General features: G+C 74.7%; 27 protein-coding genes. 15 read left to right on the forward strand and 12 right to left on the reverse strand.

Annotated elements, in window-relative coordinates; genetic code table 11:
* The first annotated feature begins 5 nt into the window (after positions 1–5).
* A complete protein-coding gene (locus AB0C84_RS30290; protein WP_361073169.1) occupies positions 6–980 on the forward strand; it encodes a sensor histidine kinase in 975 nt (324 codons plus the stop codon).
* On the opposite strand, the gene AB0C84_RS30295 is transcribed toward AB0C84_RS30290, so the two are convergent.
* Both AB0C84_RS30295 and AB0C84_RS30300 read right to left on the reverse strand, forming a co-directional pair.
* Positions 973–1,890, reverse strand: a complete 918-nt coding sequence (locus AB0C84_RS30295) for a phosphotransferase (RefSeq protein ID WP_361073172.1) — start codon at positions 1,888–1,890, stop codon at positions 973–975. The two genes, AB0C84_RS30290 and AB0C84_RS30295, sit on opposite strands and share 8 nt — an antisense overlap.
* Positions 1,811–2,758 (reverse strand): DMT family transporter, encoded by a 948-nt coding sequence (locus AB0C84_RS30300; RefSeq protein ID WP_361073175.1) that lies wholly within the window; start codon positions 2,756–2,758, stop codon positions 1,811–1,813. Before AB0C84_RS30300 ends, AB0C84_RS30295 begins: the two co-directional genes overlap by 80 nt.
* A gap of 81 nt (positions 2,759–2,839) precedes the next feature.
* On the opposite strand from AB0C84_RS30300, the gene AB0C84_RS30305 reads away from it, so the two are divergent.
* Positions 2,840–3,754, forward strand: coding sequence for a LysR family transcriptional regulator (locus AB0C84_RS30305; RefSeq protein WP_361073223.1), 915 nt, complete (start codon positions 2,840–2,842; stop codon positions 3,752–3,754).
* Here the strand turns inward: AB0C84_RS30305 and AB0C84_RS30310 are convergent.
* Positions 3,749–4,279, reverse strand: coding sequence for a hypothetical protein (locus AB0C84_RS30310; protein ID WP_361073178.1), 531 nt, complete (start codon positions 4,277–4,279; stop codon positions 3,749–3,751). The two genes, AB0C84_RS30305 and AB0C84_RS30310, sit on opposite strands and share 6 nt — an antisense overlap.
* Before the next feature lie 245 nt (positions 4,280–4,524).
* On the opposite strand from AB0C84_RS30310, the gene AB0C84_RS30315 reads away from it, so the two are divergent.
* The 5 genes from AB0C84_RS30315 (at position 4,525) to AB0C84_RS30335 (ending at position 9,526) form a co-directional block, all read left to right on the forward strand.
* The gene (locus AB0C84_RS30315; RefSeq protein WP_179848628.1) at positions 4,525–4,968 is read left to right on the forward strand and encodes a hypothetical protein; all 444 of its coding nucleotides are present in this window, start codon (positions 4,525–4,527) and stop codon (positions 4,966–4,968) included.
* Positions 4,969–5,030: 62 nt separating this feature from the next.
* Positions 5,031–5,660, forward strand: a complete 630-nt coding sequence (locus tag AB0C84_RS30320; protein WP_361073181.1) for a GNAT family N-acetyltransferase — start codon at positions 5,031–5,033, stop codon at positions 5,658–5,660.
* Positions 5,661–5,955: 295 nt separating this feature from the next.
* A complete protein-coding gene (locus tag AB0C84_RS30325; protein ID WP_361073184.1) occupies positions 5,956–6,738 on the forward strand; it encodes an SAM-dependent methyltransferase in 783 nt (260 codons plus the stop codon).
* A gap of 200 nt (positions 6,739–6,938) precedes the next feature.
* On the forward strand, positions 6,939–8,264 hold the full coding sequence (locus tag AB0C84_RS30330) for an acyltransferase (RefSeq protein ID WP_361073187.1): 1,326 nt from the start codon (positions 6,939–6,941) through the stop codon (positions 8,262–8,264).
* Positions 8,265–8,347: 83 nt separating this feature from the next.
* Positions 8,348–9,526, forward strand: coding sequence for a helix-turn-helix domain-containing protein (locus AB0C84_RS30335; protein WP_361073190.1), 1,179 nt, complete (start codon positions 8,348–8,350; stop codon positions 9,524–9,526).
* A gap of 7 nt (positions 9,527–9,533) precedes the next feature.
* On the opposite strand, the gene ligA is transcribed toward AB0C84_RS30335, so the two are convergent.
* Genes ligA through AB0C84_RS30350 form a run of 3 tightly spaced genes read right to left on the reverse strand, consistent with a single transcriptional unit; the run spans position 9,534 to position 13,444 of the window.
* The gene (ligA, locus tag AB0C84_RS30340) at positions 9,534–11,609 is read right to left on the reverse strand and encodes an NAD-dependent DNA ligase LigA (RefSeq protein WP_361073193.1); all 2,076 of its coding nucleotides are present in this window, start codon (positions 11,607–11,609) and stop codon (positions 9,534–9,536) included.
* A 39-nt stretch (positions 11,610–11,648) separates the two neighbouring features.
* Complete coding sequence (locus tag AB0C84_RS30345) at positions 11,649–12,548, reverse strand: alpha/beta hydrolase-fold protein (protein ID WP_361073195.1); 900 nt, start codon at positions 12,546–12,548, stop codon at positions 11,649–11,651.
* A gap of 11 nt (positions 12,549–12,559) precedes the next feature.
* Positions 12,560–13,444 carry a DMT family transporter gene (locus tag AB0C84_RS30350; RefSeq protein WP_361073198.1) on the reverse strand — a complete coding sequence of 295 codons (885 nt, stop codon included), beginning with the start codon at positions 13,442–13,444 and terminating at the stop codon, positions 12,560–12,562.
* Positions 13,445–13,725: 281 nt separating this feature from the next.
* On the opposite strand from AB0C84_RS30350, the gene pfkB reads away from it, so the two are divergent.
* The 7 genes from pfkB (at position 13,726) to AB0C84_RS30385 (ending at position 18,877) form a co-directional block, all read left to right on the forward strand.
* Positions 13,726–14,664: a 1-phosphofructokinase gene (pfkB, locus tag AB0C84_RS30355; RefSeq protein ID WP_361073201.1), complete on the forward strand. Its 939-nt coding sequence runs from the start codon at positions 13,726–13,728 to the stop codon at positions 14,662–14,664.
* Between the two features lie 44 nt (positions 14,665–14,708).
* Positions 14,709–15,920 (forward strand): PTS mannitol transporter subunit IICB, encoded by a 1,212-nt coding sequence (locus tag AB0C84_RS30360; protein WP_361073204.1) that lies wholly within the window; start codon positions 14,709–14,711, stop codon positions 15,918–15,920.
* 16 nt (positions 15,921–15,936) lie between these two features.
* On the forward strand, positions 15,937–16,236 hold the full coding sequence (locus AB0C84_RS30365) for a PTS lactose transporter subunit IIB (protein WP_179848618.1): 300 nt from the start codon (positions 15,937–15,939) through the stop codon (positions 16,234–16,236).
* Positions 16,229–16,708: a PTS sugar transporter subunit IIA gene (locus tag AB0C84_RS30370; RefSeq protein WP_179848617.1), complete on the forward strand. Its 480-nt coding sequence runs from the start codon at positions 16,229–16,231 to the stop codon at positions 16,706–16,708. Before AB0C84_RS30365 ends, AB0C84_RS30370 begins: the two co-directional genes overlap by 8 nt.
* Complete coding sequence (locus AB0C84_RS30375; protein WP_361073207.1) at positions 16,705–17,745, forward strand: zinc-dependent dehydrogenase; 1,041 nt, start codon at positions 16,705–16,707, stop codon at positions 17,743–17,745. Before AB0C84_RS30370 ends, AB0C84_RS30375 begins: the two co-directional genes overlap by 4 nt.
* A gap of 11 nt (positions 17,746–17,756) precedes the next feature.
* Positions 17,757–18,035, forward strand: a complete 279-nt coding sequence (locus tag AB0C84_RS30380) for an HPr family phosphocarrier protein (RefSeq protein WP_179848615.1) — start codon at positions 17,757–17,759, stop codon at positions 18,033–18,035.
* An 80-nt stretch (positions 18,036–18,115) separates the two neighbouring features.
* Positions 18,116–18,877, forward strand: coding sequence for a DeoR/GlpR family DNA-binding transcription regulator (locus AB0C84_RS30385; protein ID WP_258944219.1), 762 nt, complete (start codon positions 18,116–18,118; stop codon positions 18,875–18,877).
* 62 nt (positions 18,878–18,939) lie between these two features.
* Here the strand turns inward: AB0C84_RS30385 and AB0C84_RS30390 are convergent, their stop codons facing one another.
* From AB0C84_RS30390 to AB0C84_RS30410, 5 genes are read right to left on the reverse strand one after another with little or no spacing between them, the layout of a single operon-like run.
* Positions 18,940–20,253, reverse strand: coding sequence for an ABC transporter substrate-binding protein (locus AB0C84_RS30390; RefSeq protein WP_361073210.1), 1,314 nt, complete (start codon positions 20,251–20,253; stop codon positions 18,940–18,942).
* Positions 20,171–21,361 (reverse strand): branched-chain amino acid ABC transporter permease, encoded by a 1,191-nt coding sequence (locus AB0C84_RS30395; protein ID WP_361073213.1) that lies wholly within the window; start codon positions 21,359–21,361, stop codon positions 20,171–20,173. The genes AB0C84_RS30390 and AB0C84_RS30395 overlap by 83 nt, the downstream gene beginning before the upstream one ends.
* Before the next feature lie 4 nt (positions 21,362–21,365).
* Entirely contained in the window at positions 21,366–22,244 is an 879-nt protein-coding gene (locus AB0C84_RS30400) for a branched-chain amino acid ABC transporter permease (RefSeq protein WP_179848612.1), read from the reverse strand.
* Positions 22,244–22,951 (reverse strand): ABC transporter ATP-binding protein, encoded by a 708-nt coding sequence (locus tag AB0C84_RS30405; RefSeq protein WP_361073217.1) that lies wholly within the window; start codon positions 22,949–22,951, stop codon positions 22,244–22,246. Before AB0C84_RS30405 ends, AB0C84_RS30400 begins: the two co-directional genes overlap by 1 nt.
* Positions 22,944–23,723: an ABC transporter ATP-binding protein gene (locus AB0C84_RS30410; RefSeq protein WP_179848610.1), complete on the reverse strand. Its 780-nt coding sequence runs from the start codon at positions 23,721–23,723 to the stop codon at positions 22,944–22,946. Before AB0C84_RS30410 ends, AB0C84_RS30405 begins: the two co-directional genes overlap by 8 nt.
* 232 nt (positions 23,724–23,955) lie before the next feature.
* Here AB0C84_RS30410 and AB0C84_RS30415 point away from each other — a divergent pair, with 232 nt between their 5' ends.
* The gene (locus tag AB0C84_RS30415; RefSeq protein ID WP_258944170.1) at positions 23,956–24,558 is read left to right on the forward strand and encodes a TetR/AcrR family transcriptional regulator; all 603 of its coding nucleotides are present in this window, start codon (positions 23,956–23,958) and stop codon (positions 24,556–24,558) included.
* A 10-nt stretch (positions 24,559–24,568) separates the two neighbouring features.
* Here the strand turns inward: AB0C84_RS30415 and AB0C84_RS30420 are convergent, their stop codons facing one another.
* Complete coding sequence (locus AB0C84_RS30420; protein WP_361073220.1) at positions 24,569–26,215, reverse strand: long-chain fatty acid--CoA ligase; 1,647 nt, start codon at positions 26,213–26,215, stop codon at positions 24,569–24,571.
* Positions 26,216–26,472: the final 257 nt, after the last annotated feature.

Consider the following 26,472-nt stretch of genomic DNA (forward strand, 5'->3'; position numbering starts at 1 on the left):
GAACGATGAGCCTCAGGCCCGGCGGAACGGGCGTGGCACGCGAGGACGCGTTCGTCCACCCCGCGCTCTTCTACCGCGGCGACGCGGAGTACCTCGCGGGCACGGTGCCGTTCGTCCGCGCCGGCCTCGACGCGGGCGAGCCGGTGGCCGTGGCGGTCCCCGGCCACCGCACGGCCCAGCTGAAAGGCGCCCTCGGCGCGGCGGCCGGCCAGGTGACCTGGGTCGACATGGCGAAGGCGGGCCGCAACCCCGGACGGATCATCCCGGGGGTGCTGCGGCACTTCGCCGACCGGCACGCCGGAGGCCGGGTGCGGATCATCGGCGAGCCGGTCTGGCCCGGCCGCTCGGCGACCGAGTACCCCGCCTGCGCCCAGCACGAGGCCCTGATCAACCTGGCCTTCGCGGGGCACGAGGCGACGATCCTGTGCCCCTACGACGTGGCCCGGCTGGACCCGGTGGCGATCGCCGACGCCCGCGCCACCCATCCGGTCGTGATCGACCGGTACGGCCCGCACCCGAGCGGCGACTACGCGCCGCACCGCGTCATCGGCCGCTACAACTTGCCGCTGCCCGAGTCGGCCGAGTCCGCCGGGGCGGTCGCGATGGCCTTCGACATCGACGCCCTCCCCCTCGTCCGCGAGTTCGCCTGCCGCTGGGGGGCGCGGTTCGGCCTCGGCACCGGGGCCGTCGGCGACCTCGAACTCGCCGTGAACGAGCTGGCCGCCAACTCCTGCCTGCACGGCGGCGGTTCGGGCACCGCGCGGCTCTGGTCGGAGAACGGGCACGTGGTCTGCGAGGTCAGCGACGCCGGGACGATCATCGACCCGCTCGCCGGCCGCCGTCCCGCGGACATGAGCCCGAACGGCGGCCGCGGCATCCTCATGGTCAACCACCTGGCCGACCTGGTCCGCGTCCACACCGGTCCGGACGGCACCACGATCCGCGTGTACATGAGCACCCAGAGCCCCGGCCTCAGCTGAGGGCCCGGCCGATCCCGGCGATGGTCTCGGCGAGCAGCGCCTCCCGCCCGGTCGACGCGGCGTACTCGGCCAGCGTCGCGCTGAGGTTCAGCGCCAGGGTGCGCGCGGCGGCCTCCTGCTCCCCCGGCACCGGCCCGTACTCCGCGAGGAACGCCTCCCGCGCGGCGCCCTCGAACCCCGCGTAGGCCAGCGACAGGTCGACGGCCGGTGCGCCGAGGCAGACGTCCCCCCAGTCGATCACTCCCGCCGCACGCCCGCCGGGCGTGAGCAGGAGGTGCCGGACGTGCAGATCTCCGTGGACGAGCACCGGTTCCCCGCCCGGCGCGGCCCAGCCCTTGGCCGCGGCCAGGAACTCACCGACGGCCGGGTCCCGTTCCCACACCCCTCGGGCGGCGATCGCGTCCAGGCGGCCGTGGGTGCGCGACGCGCGTCCGGCGGGGTCGGCGCGCCCCATCGGATCGACCGGCAGGCCCTTCCCCACCTCCCGGGCCAGGGCCGGATCGTGCAGGGCCCGCAGGAAGGCCCCGGTCTCGGCGGCGAGCACGACCCGGTCCCCGCCCGGCGGCCGCACGTCGGCGAGTTCGCGGCCCGGGATGCGCCGCGCGCCCCAGAACGGCCACGGGAAGTCGCCCGACGGGCCCCCGACGAAGCGCGGCACGGGCACCGGCAGAGGCAGCCGGGGCGCGAGGACGGGCAGCACCGCGATCTCGCGCTCGACCCCACCGATCGCCATCTGGCGGCGCGGGAAGCGGAACACCCAGTCCCCGCCGACGAGGAAGACGGTGTTGTCCCAACCGGTGGCCAGCCGCTCCACGGGGGCGCCGCGCAGCTCAGGGAACCTCCGCCCGATCAGCGCGCTCGCCAGTTCGGGCGTCGCCTCGTGCTCGGGGGCCCATTCCGGAGTCGTCACGCGGGGAAACGCTACCCCTGCCGGCCAGCCGGATCGCGGTGACGACGAGACCGCACCCGGCGAGCTGCGCGAGGGCGGGCCGCTCACCGAGGATCACCGCGCCGAGCGCGACCGCCAGCACCGGCTGGAGGAGCAGGAGGGCCCCGGCGACGTCGGCGCCGAGGCGGGGCAGCGCCGCGCCGATCAGCATCCAGCCGCACACCTGCCCCGTCACGGCCAGCGCGGCGAGCCAGCCGAGGGCGGGCCATCCCGGCGCGAGGTCGACGCCCTGCCAAGGGCCGCCGATCGCGAGGGCCGCCGCTCCCACGCCGAGCGTCGACAGCAGGACGGGCTGCGCCCGGTGGTCCTGGCCGCGCCCGGCGACGCGGGTGAGGAAGAGGTACCCGGCGTAGGCCACCCCCGCGCCCACGCCGAACAGCGAACCGCGGACGGGATCGGCACCGCCCGCGCCGTGCCCACCGAGCCCGCCGGCCAGCGCGACGCCGGCCGCCATCACCGGCACCACCGGGCCGAAGGCGCGCGAGGGCCGCTCGCCGAACACCGCGAGCGCCAGCAGCGGCACCACGACGACCTGCACGTTCACCAGGACGCTCGCGATCCCCGCGCCGACGCTCTCGATCGAGGCGCCCCACAGCACGAAGTCGGCGCCGAGCAGCAGCCCCGCGATAACGTCGACCCCGGCGCGGCGCCGCGGCCCCGTCCGGCGCCGCTCCCAGAGGGCCAGAGGCACCAGCACCGGCAGCGCGAGCGCGCACCGGAAGAACGCCGCCGTCCCGGACGAGACGCCGGACAGCCGGAGGAGGATCGCCGACGCCGAGAGGAACGCGGCGCCGGCGATCACGAGCAACCGCGGATCGATCCGTCGCATGCGCCCCACGCTGCCGCCCCGCGACCGCTTAGCACAAGCGAATGTTCATAAGCGAAAAACGGTAGCATCGCTACTGTGACCATGAATGTGGAACGTCTGCGGGCCCTGCACGCGGTGGCCGTGCACGGCTCGATCGCGGCCGCCGCCGAGTCCCTGCACGTGACGCCCTCGGGAGTGTCGCAGCAGCTCGCCAAGCTGGAACGCGAGACGGGCCACTCCCTGCTCGAACCGCGGGGCCGGGGCGTCCGGCTCACCCGGGCCGGGCATGTCCTGGCCGGGCACGCCGAGCGGGTGATGGCCCAGCTCGCGGCCGCCGCGGCCGAACTCGACGGGCTCCGCGAGGCCGCCGTCGGGCCGCTGCGGCTCGGCGCGTTCGTGACGGCGGCGCGCTCGGTGCTCCCCGCCGCGCTCACCACGCTGCGCGAGCGGCACCCCGGGCTCACCCCGACCCTGCTGGAGGCGGAGACCGAGCACATCCTGCCCGCCCTCGCGCGCGGGGACATCGACGTCGCGGTCGTCGAGAGCTGGGACACCCTCGTCACGCCGTTCCCCGCGTCGGTGTCGAACGTCCTGCTGTCGTCCGACGTCATCGACCTGGCGCTGCCCGCCGGGCACCCGCTCGCCCGGCGCCGCGCGGTCGCCCTGGACGAGCTGCGCGGGATGCGCTGGGCCTCGTGGACGGCGGGCGGCACCTGCGACCGGCAGCTCGTGCAGACGCTGCGCGAGCACAACGTGGAGCCCGACATCGTCTGCAACGTCGCCGACTACCCGACCCAGCTGGCCTTCGTGGCGGCCGACCTCGCCGCCGCGCTCATCCCCCGGCTCGGCCGCGACCCGGTCCCGCACGGGGTCCGCATCGTCGCGACCAGGCCCGCCATCCGCCGCAAGATCTACGCGGCGTGGCAGGCCGGGTCGGACCGGCCGGCGGTCCGGGCCTGCGTGGAGGCGCTGCGGGCGGTCGCCGAGCGCCTGCCGGACGGCCGGCCCGCCTCATGAGCGGGCGCGCCGCCGTCCGACCCGGCCACGGGGCTTGAACACCGACAGGGTGGTGGCGGTGAGCAGCATCGCGAGCTGGCAGGAGACCACCGCGACCTGCTCCCACTGCCGCCCGGCGGCCGCGGGCGCCCCGCCCGCGGTCGCGTCCGCCATCGCCCCGGGCGTGAACAGCAGCATCCCGGCGAGGATCACGGCGATCAGCAGCACCAGCTTGGCGAGCACCCAGTAGTGCCGCGCCAGGCCCCACGCGCTGCCGGTGGCGAGCGCGACGCCGGTGACCAGGGCGGTGAGGCTGAGCGGGATGCCTCCCCCGAACACCAGCACGCCCATCAGGCGGTAGGCGGAATGCGCGAGCGTCGCGTCGTCGGTCAGCGCGGCGGTGAGGTTGAGCAGCACGAGGCCCCACACCTCCCCCAGCAGCGCGACGGAGGCGACGACGTGCACGACGGTGACGGTCTTGCGGACCGGCGGCCGCGGCCGCCACCACTGCCCGGCGGCCGCCGGCCGCGACTGGACGGTCGACATCTCAGCTCTCCCGGTTCTCTCGACGACGTCCCGATCGTCCAGCGGCGGCACCGGGGGCGTCGTCGTCCGTCCGGAGGCTTTCCGGCTGCCCCGCCGGCGGCATTCGCCGCCCGGGCGCCTGCTCCCCGCGCGGTAGCCCGCCTCCCGCGCCGGCAGGACGAGACTTGACCCGGCGATCGGGTGTAGAGGCGAATCGGCGGGAATGATGCCCTGCGCCCGGTCTTCCGACTGTTTGTGGGGACACGATGCGTCTTCTTGCTCGCGCTCACCAGATGCCCGTCCGGCTGGCCGTCGGCGCGTTCGTCCTGAACTCGGGCCTGTCGAAGCTCCAGGGGCTGGACGCGGCGGCCGAAGAGACCCACGGGACGGCGAAGGCCGCCTACCCGTTCCTGGAGTCGCAGGACCCGCGGGACTTCACCCGCACGCTCGGCAGGGCGGAGGTCGCGCTCGGCACCGCGCTGCTGGTGCCGCTGGTGCCCTCCCTCATCGCGGGCGCCGCGCTCACCGCGTTCTCGGCCGGGCTGACCGGCCTGTACCTGCGGCTGCCCGGCACGCGGCAGGAGGGCGGGCTGCGCCCCTCCCCGCAGGGCATCCCGCTGGCGAAGGACACCTGGCTGGTCGGGATCGGCGCCTCGCTCGTCCTGGAGGAACTGGCCAAGTCGCGGGCCGAGCGCCGCTGCCGCGCGTGACGCCGCTTGACTCGGGGCCGCGCCCCCGGTGAGGATCGGCGCGTCCCCGAGGAGGCCGCGCCATGACGTCCGAGCCCCGCCCGTCCCCCCTCGTCCGCGTGGCGGACGACGCCGACGCCGCACCGATCGCGACCGTCCTCGGGCGCGCCTTCGACGACGACCCGGTGTGGCGCTGGCTCCTGCCGGACGACGCCTCCCGCGTGCGGCGGATGACCGCGCTGTTCGGCATCCTGCTGCGGCGGGTGCACCTCCCCCACGGGGCCACCGAGACCACCGGGCGCGGGGACGATGCGGAGGCCGCCGCGCTGTGGGACCCGCCAGGCACGTGGAGCGTGCCCCTGCGGTTGCAGGCGGCCCACGCCCTGCCGCTGCTGCGCATCCTGGGAGCCAGGACACCCGCCACCCTCCGCACCCTCGGCGCGATCGAGAAGCACCACCCGCGCGAGCCGCACTGGTACCTGGCAGTGCTCGGCACCGATCCCCCCGCGCAGGGCAACGGCCTGGGCGCGGCACTGCTGCGGTCACGGCTCGACCGCTGTGATACCAAAGGTCTGCCCGCCTACCTGGAGTCGTCCAAGGAGCGGAATGTGCCTTACTACGAGCGATTCGGCTTCCGGGTGACGCGCGAACTGCCGCTGCCGGGCAAGGGGTGCCCGCCGGTCTGGCTCATGTGGCGCGACCCCGGACGGTGACCCCGGAGGGCCCTCCACTGCGAATCGGCGTCTTCGGTTAAGTGCTTGTCATGGCCGGAAAAGGCCAGTCGCGCGCCGGTGCCCGCGCGCGGACGCACCGGCGCCGCGATCGCCCGCCGCAGAACCGGGCGGGGGTGCGCCAAACCCGGGTGGCCCCATGCGGCCATGTGTCCGGTGGGTTTCGGACGGTCCACGGGCCGCGGCCGCCCCCGGGCCCGCCGCGGCCGCCTACCGTCGTAAGTGAGCCATTGCACCGATCCCCTCTGGTGAAGGCGACAGGTGAAGCACCATGCCCATGGCCGGGACGAGGGCGCCGGAGTCCACCCCGCTCGCCCTGCACAGGCCGGGTCCGGCGCGCGTCCAGGACTACCTCCTCGGCGGCAAGGACAACTACGCGTCCGACCGCGACCTCGCCCAGGGGATCCTGCGGCTCCTGCCGCAGGCGGCGGCCGCCGCCCGCGCCGCCCGCCGCTTCCTCGCCGTCTCCGTGGCACTGCTCGCCGGACGCGGCGTGCGGCAGTTCGTCGACCTCGGCTGCGGCCTGCCGAGGACCGACAACCTGCACCAGATGGCCGCGGGCCGCGCCGGCGGCGCCCGCGTCGTGTACGTCGACCACGACCCGCTCGTCATCGCCCACGCCCGCGCGCTGCTCGTCGACGGCGGCAACGTCGCGGCGCTGCGGGCCGACATCCGCGACCCGGCCGCGGTCATGGGCAGTCCCGAGGTGCGGCGGCTGATCGACCCGGCGGAACCGGTCGCGCTGGTGTTCTCCTGCGTCCTGCACTTCGTCCCCGGCGCCGGGGACCTCGTCGCCGACCTCGCGGCGGCCACGGCGCCCGGCAGCGCGCTGGTCGTCTCGCACGCCACCGCCGACTTCGCCCCCGGCCCGGTCACCGAGGCCGCGCGGCTCTACCGCGAGGGGGCCTCGGTCCCGGTGCACCCGCGCGGCGGCGCCGAGATCGCGCGGCTCCTCGGGCCGTTCCGCCCGCTGCCGCCCGGGGTGACGCCGCTGCCCGGCGAAGGGCCCGCCGGTCCGGGCGAGAAGCCGGTCCTGTACGGCGCCGTCGCCGTCCGCTGACGCGAGCTGTGGATTAGATCACATTTTCTCCGCCGGGCCGGACCCGGCGGAGCCCTCCGGTTCGCCGCGCCTGCCCTGCTCTCGCCGCTCATCCGGCGTCCCCGGCTCGTGACGCTGCGTCAGGCAGCGGCTGCCGCGATTAAGAGAAATCTCATTGGCCCGTTAGAAACGGTAACGGTTCGGCCCCTATGGTGGCCCGGATGCCGACGAACACCCCGACCCCTGACACGACGATCGGCGCTCCCCGGGCGAAGGCGCGCATGGGCTGGCTGGACGCGCTGCGCGGCCTCGCCGCCCTGGTGGTGGTGTTCGAGCACTCCCTGGACGTGCTGCTGCCCGAGGTCCGCCGGGCGACCGGCCCGTGGTTCGACTTCGGCCGGTACGGGGTCTTCGTGTTCTTCCTCGTCAGCGGCTACGTGGTGCCGTTCTCCCTGGAGCGGCGCGGCAGCGTCCGGCAGTTCTGGGCCGGGCGGTTCTTCCGGTTGTACCCGGCGTGGGGCGTGTCGGTGGTGCTGGCCCTGCTACTCGGCGCGGCCGGGCTCTCCTACGGGCTGCCCGCCGCGATCGGCGACCGGCCCTGGGCGTCCGCGCTGGCGCACCTGACGATGCTGCAGGACCTGCTGGGCGTCCCGAACGTCGTCAACGTGTTCTGGACGCTGTCCTACGAGATGGTCTTCTACCTGCTCGTGACCGCGATGTTCGTCGCCGGCGTGCACCGCGCCAGCGCGCGGGTCGCCCTCGGCTTCGGCGTGGGCGCGGCCATCCTCGGGGTCGCGCTGCCGTCCGGGCTGCTGGCCTCCCGCTGGCCGGGCGGGACGATCCTCGCCGCCGCGCTGCTGCTCGCCGGGGGCCTGGCCGCCATGGTCAGCCGGCACCGCGGGCTGCGGCGGACGGGCGTCGCGGTCGTGGCCGTGCTGGCCCTCGTCCTGCTCGTGCTGAACAGCCGCATCGGCGCCATCGAGAGCCTGTGCATCATCGCCACCATGTTCGCCGGGACCGCGATCCGCGGCATCCAGGACGGGCGGCTCCGGCTCGGGCCCGCCGCCGCGATGGTGGCGATCGTCCCCGTCCTGACGCTGGCGGCGGGCATGCGCACCCCGACGAGCTGGGCCCTGCACGCCAACCCGAACCCCCTCGGGCCGGACTGGTCCATCGCCGTGGGCGCCGCGTGGCTGACGTTCCTGGGCGGCCTCGCCCTGCGCAACCGCTCCATGCCGCGCGTCCTGGTGTGGCTCGGCCTGGTCAGCTACTCGGTCTACCTGCTGCACCCGCTGGTCATCCAGGCGATCTGGCACGCCGCCGGACGCGACACCTGGGGGCTGTCGGCGCCGGTCCGGGCGGCCTGGGGCGTGGTGCTGCTGGCGACCGTCCTCACCTCGGCGGCGCTGGCGCACCGCTACGTCGAACGGCCGGCGCAGAACCTCGGCCGCCGCCTGACGGCGCGGCGGCGGTCCCCCGCGGTCCCCTCAGCCGCCTCCACGGCCGCCTCCACGGCCGCCTCGACGGCGCAGCCCGTCCACCCCTGACCTCCCTCCCGGCGGGTGATGACAGCGTTCGCTTTCTTGCCTAGGGTGATTCGCCCGAGCCCACCCCGCCGATCGGACAACGGATGACAGATGGGCCGATGCCCGCCGAGCTGCCCGACGTGCTGCGGCAGCACCTCCAGGCCGCCGTGGACGAGATGGAGCGGGAGATCCGCGACCAGGTCCCCGAGTACGCGAGCGCCGACGGGGGCGAGTACGCCCGGAAGGTGGAGCGGACGGTCAGCGACACCGTCGCGTTCTTCGTGGACTCCGTCGACCATCCGACCGCCGACCCGCGCAAGATCACCGAGTTGTACCTGCGGCTCGGCGAGGAGGAGGCGCGGCACGGCCGGAGCCTGGCCGCGCTGCAGAACGCGATGCGCGTGAGCAGCCAGGTCGCCTGCCGCCGGTTCATCAAGGACGCCTACCGGCTCGGCTGGTCGCGCGAGACGCTGGGCCGGCTCACCGACTCGCTGTTCATGCTGCTGGCGCGGGCCGCCGACGCCGCGGCCCAGGGCTACGCCCGCGAGCAGGGGCAGCTCGCGACCGAGCGGGAGCGCCGCCGCGACCGGCTCCGCGACCTGCTGGTCGCCGAGCCGCCGCCCGGGCACGAGGCGATCTCCGAGCTGGCGGTCGCGGCCCGCTGGGAGCTGCCGAGGAGCATCGCGCTGGTGGCGCTGCCGGCGGGGGCGCCGTCCGGAGCCCGGATCCTGCCGCCCGCCGTGCTGGCCGACTGGGAGGCGCCGATCCCCTTCCTCGTGGTGCCCGACCCGGAGGGCCCCGGCCAGGACCGGCTGTGGCCGGCGCTGCGCAGGCTCGGCACCTCGGCGCTCGGCCCGACCGTCCCGATCGGGCAGGGCGCGGTGTCGCTGCGCTGGGCCCGCAACGCCCTGACCCTGGCGGAGCGGGGGCTGCTGCCGGGCGACGGCCCCTTCCGGTGCGCCGACCACATCGCGGCCCTGGCCACGCTCGCGGCGGACGAGCTGGTCGGCGCGACCGCCGAGGCCGCCCTCGGGCCGCTGCTGGAGCTGCCGCCGGCGCGCCGGCAGCCGCTCGCCGAGACGCTGCTGACCTACCTGCAGTGCGGCGACAACGCCGTGATCGCCGCGGAGCGGCTGCACATCCACGAGCAGACCGTCCGGTACCGGCTGCGCCGGATCACCGAGCTGACCGGCGGCCGGTTCACCGAGCCGGACGGCCGGCTCGACCTGATGCTGATGCTGAGCTGGCTGGTGCGGACGGGCCGCGCCGAACGGACGGCGTAGCCGCGGCTCACAGGAAGGCGGCGACGCGGGCGGCGAACTCCTCCGGCGTGACGATCTCGATGCCGAGCGCCTCCGCCCTGGCCTTCTTGGACCCGGCCCTCTCCCCCGCGACGAGCAGGGACGTGCGGGCCGACACCGCCGACGACGCCGTGCCGCCGGCGCGCTCGATCAGCTCGTTCACCTGGTTCCGCGACAGGCCGCCGAGCGGGCCGGTCATCGCTCCGGTGGCGACCACCGACATCCCGGCCAGGGGTGCCGCGGCGCCGGCCCCGGCCTGCCCGGCCTCCCGCGCGGCGGGCCCCGCGGCGCCCGGCTCGGTCATGGTGACCCCGGCCGCGGCGAGCTTGTCGATCAGCGGGGCCAGCTCGGCGATCTCGGCGACCAGGACCGCGGCGCGCTCCGGCCCGACGCCCTCGACCTCCTGGAACGCCTCGGCGTCGGCGGCGCGGATCGCGTCCATCGTGCCGAAGTGGCGGGCGATGCGGCGCGACATCGACCGGCCGGTGCCGCGCACGCCGAGCGCGCAGAACACCTTGCTCAGCGGCTTGGCCTTGGCGCCCTCGATCGCGGCGAGAAGAGCGGTGGTGCTGGTCTCGCCCATCCGCTCCAGGGCGATGACCTGGTCGTAGGTGAGGGTGAACAGGTCGGCGAAGTCGGTGATCAAACCCGTGGCGATGAGCTGGTCGATGCGGCCCTCCCCGAGGCCCTCGATGTCGAACTGGTCGCGGGCCACCGCGTAGCGCAGGGACACCACGGCGTGGCAGGCGCGCCCCCGCACGCACCGCCAGCGCTGCTGGGAGGCGTCGATCCCGTCGCCGCAGCGCGGGCAGGCCGCGGGGATCTCGATGGGCCGCTCCTCGCCGGTGCGCAGGTGGACGACGGGCGCCTCCACGCGCGGGATGACGTCGCCCGCCTTGTAGACGGTGACGTGGTCGCCGATCATCAGGCCGCGCCGCCCGATGTCGGCGGCGTTGTGCAGGGTCGCGTAGGTGACGGTGGAGCCGTCCACCTCGACCGGCTCCAGGACGGCGCGGGGCGCGATGACGCCGGTGCGGCCGACGTTCCACTCCACGTCCAGCAGCCGGGTGATCTTCTCGACCGCGGGGAGCTTGTAGGCGATCGCCCAGCGCGGGGCGCGGGAGGACAGGCCGGCGTCGGCCTGGTCGGCCGCCGCGTCCGCTTTGATCACGATGCCGTCGATGCCGAAGTCCAGTCCGGCGCGCAGCGCGGCGATCTCCTCGACCCGTTCCAGCACCCGGCCGATCGACGTCGCGACGATCCCCGGGGCGGACGTCGCGGCGGTGGTGTTGGCGCCGAGGCCGGCGACCAGTTCCATGATCTGGCTGTGCGGCAGGTCGTGCAGGCGCGCGGCCGTCTCGCCGTCGGTGCCGTCCAGCGGGAGGGCGCCGTAGGCGAAGAAGGTCATCTCCACCTTGTAGGGGTGGTCCCTGGTGCGCAGAGACCCGGCGGCGGCGCTGCGCGGGTTGGCGAACGTCGACCCCACGGCGGCGACGCGGGCGGCGTTGGCGGCCTCGAACTGGGCCCGCGTCATCAGCACCTCGCCGCGCAGCTCCACGGTGAGCGGCTGCGCGAGGCGCCCCGGCAGGCCGAGGATCATGCCGGTGCAGTGCGAGACGTCGTCCCCGGCGGCGCCGTCGCCCCGCGTCACCAGCCGGACGAGGCGCCCGCCGCGGTACCGGGCGGAGATCGCCATGCCGTCCAGCTTCGGCTCCACGCTCCACTCCGCGACCTCGCGGCCGAGCCTGCGGGCCAGCCGCGCCGCCCACGTCTCCAGGCCCTCGGCGGAGAACACGTTGTCCAGGCTCAGCATCGGGACGGTGTGCGGGACGTCGCCGACCACCGCTCCCCCGGCGACCTTGCCCGTCGGGGACTCGGGCAGCACCTCGTCCGGATGCTCGGCCTCGTAGGCGGCGATGCCGCGCACCAGCCGGTCGAAGGCGTCGTCGTCGAGCGGCGAGTCGCCCTCGCCGTAGTAGGCGGCGGAGGCCGCGACGGCGGTCTGGACGGCGGCGGCGTAGGCCGCCCGGTCGCCGATCTCGGTGCGGGCCGGGGTGTCGCTCATGACGACATCATGCCCGGTGCCGCCGAAGTTCCCAGGTGGTCAGCGGGCGCCCAGGCGGTGCCCGAGAAACGCCAGTTCGCGGCGGAGCTGCCGCCGCCAGAAGGCCGCGTCGTGACATCCGTCCTCCAGCCCGCCCTCGGGGTGGACCCGGTCGCGGAACTCGCGCACCCGGTCGGTGAACGGGTCGCTGGTGCCGCAGTCGACGCGCAGCGGGACGCCCCTCAGCTCGTCCAGCGCGGCGAAGACGTCGTTGCGGGCGTAGTCCGCCTCATCGTCGAACGAGCGGCGGTTGGTGGCGGCCGCGTCCTCGTAGGAGGCGAACAGGGCCGGGGACGCGGCGACCACGGCGGCCGTGCGGGCGGGGCCGAGGCGGCGGGCCAGCACGAGGGCGCCGTAGCCGCCCATCGACCAGCCGATGGCGCCGACGCGGCCGGTGCGGGCGCCGCGTTCCCGCAGCCGCGGCAGCAGCTCGTCCACGATCATGCCGACGGGGTCGTCGCCGCCGGCGCGGGGATGCCAGTACGTGGCGGACCCGCCGTCCACGCTCACCAGCGTGAACGGGGGGACGCCGCCGTTGGCGACGGCGTCGGGCAGGTAGTGGTCCAGGGCCAGGTTGCGCACGAGGGAGGAGCCGTCCTCGCCGGTGCCGTGCAGGGCGACGACCACCGGCAGGCCGCGCGGCGACCGGTTCGCGGCGGGCGGGACGACCGTCGCGGTGACGGTCGTGCGGCGACGCGCGGAACGCCAGGTCATCGTCTCGGTCCGGACGGACGCGGGCGGCGGCGCCGGGACGTCCCCGCACCTGCCGAGCGCGCGGTCCAGCCGGACCTTGCCGGGGACGGTCCCGCTCTCCACCAGCGCGTAGCCGGTTCCGCCCGTGGCCGCGACGGCTCCGAGGCCGCCGAGCCCGCCGAGGACGAGGGCGCGTCGGGTGATCACGGAAGATCCTTTCAGGAGGGTTCGGGCACCGTATCGCCCTCGCGGGACGCGTGCGCGGACCGCGACAGCAGCGCGACGCCCGCGGTGAGCAGGAGCACGCTGAACGACAGGGCCGTGAACGCCGCGGCCGTCCGGGGCGGCAGCGTCTGGAAGGCGAAGGCGGCCACGAGGTAGGACGCGATGGGGTTCGTCATCGTCATCGCGGTCATGGCGGCGGGCAGCGATCCGGCCGCGAACGCACGCTGCTCGATGACCAGGCCGAGCAGCGTGCTGCCCGCCAGCGCGTAGCCGGGCCAGTCCACCGCGGTGGCCGCGACGCCGCGGTCGACCAGGTCGGCGGTGGTGAGCTTGATCAGGACGGCGGTCGCCGCGAAGCACAGGCCGGCGCAGACGCCGAGCAGCGCGGCCCGGACCGGGCCCTTGCGCAGCCACGCCGCCCGGGACAGCACGACGACGATCGGCGCGGCGACGAGCCCGGCGAGCAGGATCCGCGGCCGGGACGGCTCGCCCTGCGGCGGGATCGCTCCCGGGACCGTGAACAGGACGGCGAGGCCGGCGGACACGGCGATGCCTCCGAGCAGGTCCAGGCGCGCGGGCGGGCGTCCCGTGCCGATCGTGCCGAGCACGATCGTGAAGACCAGCTGGGTGACCAGCAGCGGCTGGACGACGGCCGTCGAGCCGAAGTGCAGCGCGACGGCCTGCGCGCAGAACCCGCCGAGGTTGACCCCCCATCCGGTCAGCCACACCGGGTCGCGGACGAGCCGGCGGATCAGCCCGTGGGCGGCGGAGGCGTCCGAGACGCCGTGCACGGCCCGTCTCGCGGCCCGGTACTGCAGAGCCGCCGCCGCGGCGAACAGGAACGCCGCGAGCAGGCTGAAGCCGACCGCCCAGGCCATCAGGGCGTCCCGGTCTGCGCGCCGCCGTCCGCGAGCAGCAGGATCGGGTGGACGTCCCCGTCCCGCTCGCCCTCCGTCCCGGACGCGACCGCCTCGCTCCGGCTCACGCCGCCCCTCCCGCCTCGCGCGTCGCCCCGCCCACCACGGATCATCCTTCCCGCCATCGGACGGGACGACCATGACGGCCCGTTCGCTCTTGACCCGAAGAGAAAACGGAACTAAAACAAGAGAAACCAACTCAAACAGAAGGGAAGCCACATGGAGCCCGGAGCGGTCGGCGCATGATCGTGACGGTGACGCTCAACCCGAGCCTCGACCGCACGATCGAGGTCGACGTGCTGACCCGCGGCGCGGTCATCCGGGCCCGGTCCGCGCGGCTGGACCCGGGCGGCAAGGGCGTCAACGTGTCCCGGGCGCTGCTGGCCAACGGCGTCGCGTCCGCCGCCGTGGTCGCTGTGGGCGGCGCGGACGGCGACCAGCTGCGCCGGCTGCTGGAGACCGAGGGCATGCGGGTGCACGCCGTCCGCGCCCACGGGCGGACCCGGTCCAACGTCACCATCGTCGAGCCCGGCGGCGTCGTCACCAAGCTGAACGAGCCCGGCGGCCCGCTGTCGCCCGGGGAACTGGACGAGGCCGCCGCCGCGGTCGCCGCCGCGGCCGGCTCCGCGAGCTGGGTCGTCGGCTGCGGCAGCCTGCCGCCCGGGGTCCCGGACGGCACCTACGCGCGGATGTGCCGCCGGTTCGCGTCGGGCGGCGTCCGCGTCGCGGTCGACACCAGCGGCCCGGCCCTGCGCGCCGCCGTCGCCGCCTCGCCCGACCTGGTCAAGCCCAACCGGGAGGAGCTCGCGGAGGCCGCGGGCGGCCCGGTCGACACCGTGGCCGACGCGGTCGAGGCGGCCGGGCAGCTGCGGGCGTGGGGGGCCCGCGCGGTCCTGGTCAGCCTCGGCGCGCAGGGCGCGGTGCTCGTCGACGACGACGGCGTCCTCACCGGCGAGGCGCCCGTCGCCCATCCGCGCAGCACCGTCGGCGCCGGCGACGCCCTGCTCGCCGGGTTCCTCGCCGCGGGCGCCCGCGGGCCCCGCGCGCTCGCCGAGGGCCTCGCCTGGGGCGCGGCCGCCGTGCGGCTGCCCGCCAGCCGCATGCCGGGCGCCTCCGACGTGCGGCGCGACATCGTCCGCATCCATCCGCGACCCGACCTCGCCCGTCCCCTGCCCACCTGACACCGCAGCACCCACCCCCACCCCCCGAACGACAGGAGGCCGAGATGGCCACCACCTACACCCCGGAGCCCGCCGGGAGCGGCATCCGCGCGAACATCCAGCGGCTCGGCGGCCGGATGGCCGCGATGGTGATGCCGAACATCGGCGCGTTCATCGCCTGGGGCCTGATCACCGCCCTGTTCATCCCGACCGGCTGGCTGCCGAACAAGGAGCTCGGCGAGCTCGTCGACCCGATGATCAAGTTCCTGCTGCCGCTGCTCATCGGCTACACCGGCGGCCGGATGGTGCACGGCCAGCGCGGCGCCGTCGTCGGCGCGGTCGCCACCGTCGGCATCGTCGTCGGCGCCGAGGTGCCGATGTTCCTCGGCGCGATGATCACCGGGCCGCTCGCCGCGTACGTGCTGCGGCTGTTCGACGGCCTCGTGCAGGACCGCGTCCGGACCGGGTTCGAGATGCTGGTCGACAACTTCTCCGCCGGGATCGTCGGCGCCGCGATGGCCGTCGCGGGCAACCGGGTCATCGGCCCGGTCATGAACACCTTCACCGAATGGGCCGGCGACGGCGTGGGATGGCTGGTCGACCACGACCTGCTGCCGCTCACCTCCCTGCTCATCGAGCCGGCGAAGGTGCTGTTCCTCAACAACGCCGTCAACCACGGGGTGCTCGGGCCGCTCGGCGTCCAGGAGGCCGCCCAGCACGGCAAGTCCGTGCTGTTCATGCTGGAGTCCAATCCGGGGCCGGGCCTCGGCGTCCTGCTCGCCTACTGGTTCTTCGGGCCGCGGCGGCTGCGCCCGAGCGTCCCGGCGGCCGCCGTCATCCACTTCTTCGGCGGCATCCACGAGATCTACTTCCCGTACATCCTGATGAAGCCGCGGATGATGCTGGCCGCGATGGCGGGCGGCGTGACCGGTGTGGCGATCTTCGTGGCCACGGGCGCCGGGCTCGTGGCGACCCCGTCGCCGGGCAGCATCTTCGCCTACCTCGCGCAGACGCCCCGCGGCGCCGGCAACTGGGTCGGCGTGTACACCGGCCTGGTCGCCTCCGCGGCCGTCTCCTTCGGCGTCGGCGCCGCCCTGCTCGGCTTCGGCAAGCTGGCCGAGTCCGACCCGGAGGACGGCGACCCCGCGGCCGGCGAGGGGGAGGGCGCCGCGGAGGAGAGCGCCGCCGACAAGAGCGCCACCAGGGAGAGCACCGACGAGCAGACCGGCCCGCAGGAGCCCGCCGACGGCGCGGCCCGGGAAACGACCGCCCACTGACGGAAGGCGCACCACGATGAACGGCAAGGACATCCGCAAACTCGTCATCGCCTGCGACGCCGGGATGGGCAGCAGCGTCATGCTCGCCGGGCAGCTCCGCAAGGCGCTGCGCAAACAGGACGTCGCGGTCGAGCACACGCCCGTCGACGCGATCCCCGCGGACGCCGACGTGGTCGTCTGCCACACCGGGCTCGCGGCCCGCGCCCGGCGCGGCGCCGGCGGCACACCGGTGATCCCGTTCGAGGTCTACCTCGGCGACCCCGCCGTCGACCGGCTGGTCAAGGCGATCAAGGACGGCGGTGAGGTCGATGCCTGACGGCGCCGCCGGCCTGCTCGCCCCGGACGCGATCCGGCTCGACGCGCGGGCCGGCGGCCGCGACCACGCCGTCCGGGTCTGCGGGCAGGTGCTCGTGGACGCGGGCGCCGTCGAGCCCGGCTACATCGACGCGATGCTGGAGCGTGAACGCTCCATCTCCACCTACCTCGGTGAGGGCGTGGCGATCCCGCACGGCACGTCCGGGGGCCGCGACCTCATCCACCGCGACGCCCTCGCCGTCGTCCGCTTCCCGGAGGGGACGGACTGGAACGGCGAGACCGTCACCGTCTGCATCGCGATCGCGGCGCGCGGCGACGGCCACATGGAGATCCTCGCCGAGCTGGCCCAGGTCCTCATGGACCCGGACCGGGCCCGCGCGCTGCGCGAGGCCACCGGCGCCGAGCAGGTCCTCGCCCTGCTCGCCCCGCCGGCCGAGGACGAGCAACCGACAGGACAGGGACACACCGCATGAAGGTCGCCCGTTTCTACGCCCCCGCCGACATCCGCCTGGAGGACGCCCCCGAACCCGAGCCCGGCCCGGGCGAGCTGAAGATCCGCGTCCGCAACTGCTCGACCTGCGGCACCGACGTCAAGATCTCCCGGTTCGGGCACCACCACATCGTCCCGCCGCGGGTGATGGGCCACGAGATCGCCGGCGAGGTCGTCGAGGCCGGGGCGGGCGCCGGGGACTGGGCCGCGGGCGACCGCGTCCAGGTGATCGCGGCGATCCCGTGCGGGCGGTGCGCCGAGTGCCGCCGCGGCCGGATGACGGTCTGCGCCGCGCAGGAGTCGATGGGCTACCACTACGACGGCGGGTTCGCCGAGTACATGATCGTCCCGGCGAAGGTGCTCGCGGTGGACGGGGTGAACCGGATCCCGGACGGCGTCTCGTTCGCCGAGGCCTCGGTGGCCGAGCCGCTCGCCTGCGTGCTGAACGGGCAGGAGCTGGCCCGGGTCGGCGAGGGCGACGACGTCGTGGTGTTCGGCTCGGGCCCGGTCGGCTGCCTGCACGTACGGTTCGCGCGGGCCCGCGGCGCCGCCCGCGTGTTCCTCGTGGAGGTGAACGCCGAGCGGCTGCAGCGGGCCGCCGCGCTCGTCAAGCCGGACGCCGCGCTCGACGCGGGCGCCGTCGACGTCGTCGAGGAGATCCTCGAACGCACCGGCGGGCGCGGCGCCGACGTCGCGATCACCGCCGCGGCGTCGGGCGCCGCGCAGGGCCTGGCGCAGCGGCTCGTCGCGCCCGGCGGCCGGGTCAGCCTGTTCGGCGGCCTGCCCAAGGACGACCCGGTCGTCCCCGTCGACGCCAACCGCGTCCACTACCGGGAGCTGTCCCTGGTCGGCGCGAACGGGTCGAGCCCCGCGCACAACGCCCGCGCGCTGGAGATGATCGGGTCCGGGCGGGTCCCCGTCGAGGACCTCATCACCCACCGGCTCCCGCTGGACGCCCTGCACGACGCCCTCGACCTGGTCACCCGGGGCGCCGCCATCAAGGTCACGATCGAACCCTGAAGGAGACGGCCATGTCCGAACGAAACGTCGTCGTCGCCGCGGCCCAGGGGCTGCACGCCCGCCCCGCGCAGTTGTTCGTCCAGGCGGCGGCGCGCCAGCCGGTGCCGGTGACCATCCGGATCGGGGACGGCGCGCCCGTCAACGCGAGCAGCATCCTCGGCGTGCTGTCGCTCGGCGCGCGGCACGGGACGGAGGTGACCCTGTCCGCCGAGGGGGACGGGGCGGCCGGCGCGCTGGACGAACTCGCGGGCCTGCTCGCCCGCGATCTGGACGCCGAGCAGCCCGCCTGACCGTCCTGCGAGCCCCGGCACGGCGGCCCCGGCACAATGGACGCACCGGGACGTAGACGGAACAGGTGGGGACGACGGTCATGTACGCCGAGGAACGGCAGCAGGCGATCCTTGCGCTGGCGCGCTCGAAGGGCCGGGTGGACGTGGTCGCGCTCGCCGAGGAGTTCTCGGTCACGACCGAGACGATCCGCCGCGATCTGACCGTGCTGGAGCGGGCCGGAACGGTCCGGCGCGTGCACGGCGGCGCGATGCCCGTCGAACGGCTCGGCTTCGAGCCGGAGCTGGCGGCGCGGGACGCGGTGATGACGGAGGAGAAGCAGCGCATCGCCAAGGCGGCGCTGGAGGAGCTGCCCGCCGACGGTTCGGTCATCGTGGACGCCGGGACGACCACCTCCCGGTTCGTGCAGCTGCTGCCGACCGACCGCGAGCTGACCGTGATCGTGAACTCTCCGCCGCACGCCGCGGTGCTGGCGACCCGCCCCAACCTCACCGTGATCATCCTCGGCGGGCGGGTGCGCGGCCGCACGCTCGCCACGGTGGACGACTGGGTGCTGCGCCCGCTCGCCGACCTCTGGGTGGACGTGGCGTTCATGGCGACCAACGGCTGCTCGGTCGAGCGCGGGCTGACCACCTCCGACCAGGCCGAGGCCGCGGTGAAGCGGGCGATGATCGCCTCGTCCCGGCGGCGGGTGCTGCTCGCCGACCGCACCAAGATCGGGCATGACCACCTCGTGCGGTTCGGCGACCTCGCCGACATCGACGTGCTGATCACCGACAGCGGCCTGGACACCGACCTCGCCGCCGACATGGCCGCCGCGGGCCCGGAGGTCGTCCGCGCCTGAGGCGGGCGGCGGCCGGGCCGGCCGCCGTCCCGCGCCGGAACGCGCGGGACGGCGGGAACCCGTCAGCCCGCGGCGGGGACGCCGTTGGCGGGCGCCTGCGGCTGCGGGGCCGTGTAGGGCTGGATCGGCCCGTCACCGTCGTCGGTGGTCAGCGGCTGCCCCTGGGGCACGACGTTCTGCCCCTTGATCGTGCCGATGACCGCGCCGGTGTACCCGGCGTGCGAATCCGCGCCGTAGGCGAACGGGACCACGCCCGGCCCCGTGAAGCGCGACTTCTCCAGCGCCTCCACGATGCCCTTGCGGGTCGGGTTCTTCCCGGCCGCCTGGAGCGCCTGCACGAAGGTGTAGGCGACCGACATCCCGTACACGATGTTGCCGTTGAACGGCAGCTTCGGGATGTACTGGCCGTGGATCCTCTTGAACAGCGCCGTCCAGCTGTTGGCGGCGTCGCCCGGCGCGGCGAGGTAACCGTCGGTCACCATCCCCTGGATGAGCGGGCTGCCCTCGACCTCGCTGCCGCCCTTCTTCGCGAAGCTCTCCAGCAGCCCCGTGAGGGTGATCGGGTCGGACCCGACGTTGCTGACGACGAACGTCGGCTGGAAGTTCAGCTTCAGCGCGGCGAGGCGGAACAGCGCCGTGTAGGTGGGGATGCTGAACATCACGACGACGTCCGCCTTGGACTGCGCGATGGCCTGCGCCTGCGCGCCGATGTCGGTGCTGCCCGGCTGGTAGGACTGCCGGGAGACGACCTGATCCTTGGGGATGTACTTGTCGAGGCCCTTCACCCCGTCCTGGCCGAAGTCGTCGTTCTGGAAGAAGTAGGCGACCTTCTTCCCCGCGTAGGCCTTCTTGACGTGGTCGCCGAGGATCTTGCCCTCGCGGATGTAGTCGACCTGCCAGCCGAACGTCTGCGGGTGCTCGTCCGGCCGGTCCCAGCAGCCGCAGCCGGACGCGACGAACAGGTCAGGGACGCGCTGGGCGTTCAGGTAGTCGACCACCTTGGAGTGCGTGGGCGTGCCCAGCCCGTTGAAGATCGCGAAGACCTTGTCCTGGAGGACGAGCTTCTGCGTGACGCTCACGGTCTGCGTCGGGTTGTAGGCGTCGTCGACGTACCTGTAGACGATCTTTCGTCCGTGCACGCCGCCGTTCGCGTTCACGTAGTCGAAGAACGCCTTGGACGCCGCGGAGTTGGCGCTGTACCCGGGCGCGGCGGGCCCGGTCAGCGGCTGGTGGCTGCCGATCGTGACGGTGGTGGCGGTCACGCCGGGCGCCGCCGACCCGCCGCCCCCTCCGTCACCGCCGCAGCCGCTCGCCGCGGCCGCCAGCGTCACCGCGGTCGTCAGGGCGAGCGCCCGCCTCGTCCGGGGTCGCTTCATCTGCTCCTCCTGGGTGCGTTGTGGTGGGCCCCGATGTGTCGCTCGGCGCCGGAGCGCGCGGCCCGGGAGCCCGGTCGCGCCTCCCGCGTGCGCGGCGCCGGACGGCGCCGCCGAGGTCGCGCAGCCCGCCCTGGACGCCGCGCGGGAAGGCCAGCGTCACCACGATGAGGACGAGGCCGTAGATGGCGAGGGGCAGGTTCGACGCGATGTCGTGGGAGAGGCCCGACGAGGACGACAGGTCCGCCGCCCAGGTCGGCACGTAGACCAGGATCAGCGCGCCCCACACGGCGCCCGGCAGGCTGCCGAGCCCGCCGATGACGATCGCGGCGATGAGCTGGAGGGACAGCGTGAGCGGGAAGGCGCCCGGCGCGGCCAGCGTGGCGACCACGGCGAGCAGCCCGCCGGCGAGCCCGGCGCAGGCCGCCGAGACGACGGTCGCGGCGATCCGCAGCCGGGCGACGCGGACCCCGCTGAGCGCGGCGGCGATCTCGTCGTCGCGGCTGGCGCGCAGCGTCCGCCCGAACCGGCCGCGGGTCAGGTTGGCGAGCAGGAACAGGGTGACGACGGCGCCGAGGCAGCAGATCCACGCCTGCCAGCGCTCCAGCGGGAACGCCTCGCCGAGCGCGGCGGGCGGGACCGGCGGGACGATCGTCAGCCCGTTCTGGCCGCCGAGCACGCCGGTGAGCGGCTCGTAGTTGGCGAGGCCGGGCAGCCCGACGGCGAAGGCGAGGGTGGCGCCGGCCAGGTAGGGGCCGTGCAGCCGGGCGGCGACGGCGCCGACCACCGCGCCCGCGACGGCGGTGGCCCCGGCCGCCGCCGGCAGGACCGCCGCGAGCGGCCAGCCCCAGTGCCCGATGACCAGCGCGGCGGTGTAGGCGCCGACCGCCATGAACGCGCCGTGCCCGAGGGAGATCTGCCCGCCGAGCCCGGTCAGCACCGTCAGGCCGGCGACCGCGCAGGTGAGGTAGGCGGCCTGCGCGATCTGCAGGTCCCGGTAGGGGGCGGCGGCCGTGGTCAGGGCGTACAGGGCGGCGAGCGCGAGGACGGCGCCGGCCGCGTGCCGGGTCAGGGTGGAGCGGCTCAGGGCGCTTCGCACGGGCGCGGTCACGGGCTCACACCCTCCGTCCGGTGCTCGCGGCGAACAGGCCGTTCGGTCTGATCATCAGGACGGTGATGAGGGCGGCGAGCGCCCCCAGGGCGACCAGCTCCGAGCCGAGGTAGCCGGACACGTAGCTGAGCGCGCAGCCGAGCAGCAGCCCGCCGGTGACGGCGCCCGCGGGGCTGTCCAGCCCGCCGATCACGGCCGCGGTGAACCCGAAGACGAGCATCGCGTCGAACTGGGCGGGCCCGACGAACACCGACGGGGCGATCAGCACCCCGGCGAGGGATCCGACGAGCGCGGCGAGCGCCCAGCCGAGGGTCAGCATCCGGCCGACGCGGACGCCCTGCAACCGGGCGATCTCGGGCGCGAACGCCGACGCCCGCAGCCGCAGCCCGAGGTCGGTGCGGACGAACAGCAGCGTCAGCAGCACCATGACCGCGGCGACGGCGCCGATGACGAACAGGTCGAACGGCGACAGCAGCAGCCGCGTCCCGCCGGCGGACAGCCCCCTGATGGTGAAGGCGGGCGGGTAGGAGTGCGGCGTGTCGCCCCAGATCATCCCCGCGGCCGCCTGGAGCAGCACGAGCAGGCCGAGGGTGACGATCACCGCGTTCAGCGGCGGCTTGTCCTCGACCGGCCGGACCACGACCCGCTCGACGACCGCGCCCAGCACCAGGCCGGACGCCAGCGCGGCGCCGAGCGCGAGCCAGTAGGAGCCGCCCGCGTCGATGACGCTCCAGGCGAGGAACGTCGTGAACATCAGCATGCCGCCCTGCGCGAAGTTCACGACGCGGGTGGAGCGCCAGATCAGCACCAGGGCGAGCGCGACCGCCGCGAACACCGCCCCGGAGGTGATCCCGGCGAGCGTGAGATTGAGGAAGCGCACCATCAGAACCCCAGGTAGGCGTGGCGGAGACGGTCGTCGGCGGCGATGGCGGCGGCGGTCTCGTCCGCCACGACGGATCCGAGGTCCAGGACGACGGCGCGGTCGGCGACCGACAGCGCGCTGCGCGCGTTCTGCTCCACGAGCAGAACGGTCCGGCCGTCCTCGTCGCACAGCCGCCGCAGCACGGCCATCAGCTGGGCGACCACGCGCGGCGCGAGGCCGAGCGAAGGCTCGTCCACCAGCAGTAGCCGCGGCGCGCCGGTGAGCGCCCGGGCCAGCGCGAGCATCTGCCGCTCACCGCCGGACAGGGTGGCCGCGATACGGGACCGGCGCTGCGCGAGCGGCGGGAACAGCTCGTACATCTCGGCGACCCGGCGCGCGAGGGCCGCCCGGTCGCGCCGCCACAGCCCGCCGAGCCGCAGGTTGTCCCGCACGGTCAGCTCGGTGATGACGCCGCCGTTCTGCGGGACGTGCGCGACGCCGAGCCGGACGATCTCCTCGACCGCCAGCCCGGTGATGTCGGCGCCGTCCAGTGCCACGCGTCCCGAACGGGGCCGCAGGAGGCCGGAGACGGCGCGCAGCAGCGTGGTCTTCCCCGCGCCGTTCGCGCCGAGCACCGCGGTCACCGAGCCCTCGTCGACCGACAGGTCCACCCCGCCGAGCGCGCGGACCGCGCCGTAGGCGACGGTGAGGCCCTTCACCTCAAGCACCGGTGACCTCCTCGCCGAGATAGGCGTCGAGGACGGCCGGGTCGTCGCGCACGCGTTCGGGCGGGCCGCTCGCGATGACCCTGCCGAAGTCCAGCACGACGACCTGGTCGCAGACGCCCATGACCAGGTCCATGTGGTGCTCGACGAGGACGACGCCGGGCCCGCCGCGCAGCCCGCGGATCAGCCCGGCCAGCTCGTCGATCTCGGCCGCGGACAGTCCGGCGGCGGGCTCGTCCAGCAGCAGCAGGCCGGGCTCGGCCACGAGCGCGCGGGCCAGCGCGACCCGCTTCTGCACGCCGTAGGGCAGCTGCCCCGGCAGCCGGGCGGCCTCGCCCGCGACGCCGAGCTCCGCGAGCCGGGCCATGGCCCGCTCGCGCAGGGCCGCCTCGTCGCGGTCGGCGCGCGGCAGCGCGAACAGCCCGCTCCAGAACCCCGCCCTGGCGTGCGGGTCGGCGCCGACCATCACGTTCTCCAGCACGGTCAGCCCCGGGAACAGCCCGAGGCCCTGGAGGGTGCGGGCGATGCCGAGCCTCGTCAGGTCGTGCGGCCGGTGGCGGCCGAGGACCCGGCCCCGCCAGCGCACCTCGCCCGCTTCCGGGCGGACGAACCCGCACACGACGTTGAACAGCGTCGTCTTGCCCGCGCCGTTCGGGCCGATCACCCCGGTGACGCGGCCCTGGGGCGCCGTGAGCGACACCCCGTCCAGTGCGACCAGCCCGGCGAAGCGGACGGTCACCTCTCGAAGTTCCAGGATCGCGGAGGAGCCGGACACGTCGCCTCACCTCGCCGATGAATCAGCGCGAATCCCCCGAGGCCAAAAAACACATACCGACTGGTCGGATTTTCTGAAGATAGAATCACCGGGCGCCGCGGTCAACAGCCGATTCGCGCGGGCCCCGCGCCACCGCGGCGGATCCTCACCGGGCGGTAGGCTGATCCGCGATCTGCGGGCGGCCGCGCCGGGGCGGCGCGAGACCCGGGGGTTCCCGGACGGAGGTGGAGTGATGGCGCAGGCGCCCGCGGGCCGGATCCCCGGCACCCTGCCGCTGCCCGACCGGCTGCTGGCCGTGGCGACCCGGATGTTCGCCGAGAAGGGCTTCGAGAACACCTCGGTGCAGGAGATCGTGAACGCCGCCGGCGTGACCAAGGGGGCCATGTACCACTACTTCGGCTCCAAGGACGACCTCCTCTACGAGATCTACCACCGGCTCCTCGGCCTGCAGACGTCCCGGCTGGAGCAGATCGCCGACGGCCCCGGCACGGCCGCCGAGCGGCTCCGCGCCGCCGCCGTCGACGTCCTCAACACCTCGTTCCTCTACCTGGACGACTTCACCGTCTTCTTCCGCTCGACGCACCTGCTCTCCCGCGACCGCCGCGAGGCCGTCCGCGCCGAGCGGCGCCGCTACCACGAGCGCTTCCGCGCCCTGGTCGAGGAGGGCCAGCGCGAGGGCACGTTCCGCACCGAGACGCCCGCCGACATCGCCGTCCACTTCTTCTTCGGCACCGTCCACCAGATCGGCGCCTGGTACCGCCCGGGCGGCCGCCTCAAGACGGCCGCCATCAGCGAGCACTACGTGGACCTGTTCCTCCACGGCCTGGAGAACTGAGGACCGCCCGTCAGCGCTCCACCCGCTCGATCTCCAGCGCCGCGTCCTTGTGCCGGGCGCGCAGCGGCTTCTTGTCGAATTTCCCTACGGTGGTCTTAGGAATCTCCTCCAGGAACGTCCAGTACTCGGGGACCTGCCAGCGGGCCACCTTGTCCGCGAGGAACGACGCCAGCTCCGCGGGAGCGGCGGACGCCTCCGGGCGCAGGACGACGCAGGCGAGGGGGCGCTCGTCCCAGCGGGCGTCGGGGATGCCGATGACGGCGGCCTCCGCGACGGCGGGATGGGCCATCAGGTGGTTCTCCAGCTCCACCGAGGAGATCCACTCGCCGCCGGACTTGATGACGTCCTTGGCGCGGTCGGTGATCTGGTAGAAGCCGCGGTCGTCGATGGTGCCGATGTCGCCGGTGCGCAGCCAGCCGTCGTCGAACTTCCCGGGCGCGGGGTCGCGGTGGTAGGCGCCGGTGATCCACGGCCCGCGCACCTCGATCTCGCCGACGGACTCGCCGTCCCACGGCAGCTCGGCGCCGGCGTCGTCCACGATGCGCATCTCGACGCCGGCGGCGACGCGGCCGGACTTCAGCCGCCAGTACATGTCCTCGTCGGTGCCGGGCTCGACGCCGGGCGGCGGGAACGCCATGCCGCCGAGCGGGCTCGTCTCCGTCATGCCCCAGCCCTGGATGATGCGCAGGCCGTACCGTTGCTCGAAGCGCTCCAGCAGGACGCGGGGCGCGGCCGCGCCGCCGGAGGTTCCCGCCCGCAGGGACGACAGGTCGATCTCCTCCCGCTCCCCGAGGGACAGGATCCCGTTCCAGATCGTCGGGACGGCCGAGGCCAGCGTGCTGCGCTCGGCGGCGACGAACTTCACGAGGTGCTCCGGCTGCATGAACGGCCCCGGCATGTGCAGCGTCGCCCCGGACAGGAACGCCCCGTACGGCAGGCCCCAGGCGTTGACGTGGAACATCGGCACGATCGTCAGGACGCGGTCGGCCTCGGTGATGCCCACCAGCGACGCCGACTGCACGGCCATCGCGTGCAGGAAGGTGGAGCGGTGCGAGTACACGACGCCCTTGGGGTCGCCCGTGGTGCCGCTGGTGTAGCACATGGACGCGGCGGAGCGTTCGTCCACCTCCGGCCAGACGTACCCGGGCTCCTCGGCGGCGAGCAGTTCGCGGTAGCGCAGGACGGGCGCCCCGTTCCCGTTGGCCTCCAGGGCCGAGGCGTCGCCGTCCCCGACGACCACGAACGCCTCGACGGCGGGAAGCTCGCGCACGACGCGCGCCAGCAGCGGGACGAGGCTGTCATCGACGATGATGACCTGGTCGTCGGCGTGGTTGATGATGTGTGAGAGCTGCTCAGGGAAGAGCCGGATGTTCAGCGTGTGCAGCACGGCGCCCATTGCGGGCACCGCGAAGTACGCCTCCAGGTGCTCCTGGTTGTTCCAGCAGAACGTCGCCACCCGGTCCCCGGGACGGACTCCCAGCCTCGCCAAGGCGGACGCCAGCCGCTCGGCGTTGCCGGCGATCTGCGCGAAGGTCGCGCGCCGGGGCGCACCGCCGCCCGTCCACGTCACGCACTCGCTGCGGCCGTAGACGCGCGCGCCGTGCCGCAGGATCGCGGCGACGGACAGCGGAAAGTCCTGCATCGTGCTGAGGATCATGGCATTACTCCGAGAAGGCCCGCGACGGCGACAGGAACGGCCGGGCGCCGGAAATTCCGCACATACCGACCGGTCGGTTCACCTTATTTTCGCCACGGCCCGCCGTCAATGATTCGTCGTCCGGGGGCCGGGGACGCCGAGGGGCCGGACGGTCCCGCGGCGTCCGCCCCGGGGGCGCGGGACCCGGCGGGCCCGCGCGGCCCCCCGGGCCGCCCGGGGCCCCCGCGGCGGGCCCCCGCGCGGCCCGCCCGCGCCGG

It is taken from the genome of Actinomadura sp. NPDC048955 (genome assembly GCF_040649435.1).
Lineage (GTDB): Bacteria > Actinomycetota > Actinomycetes > Streptosporangiales > Streptosporangiaceae > Spirillospora > Spirillospora luteofluorescens.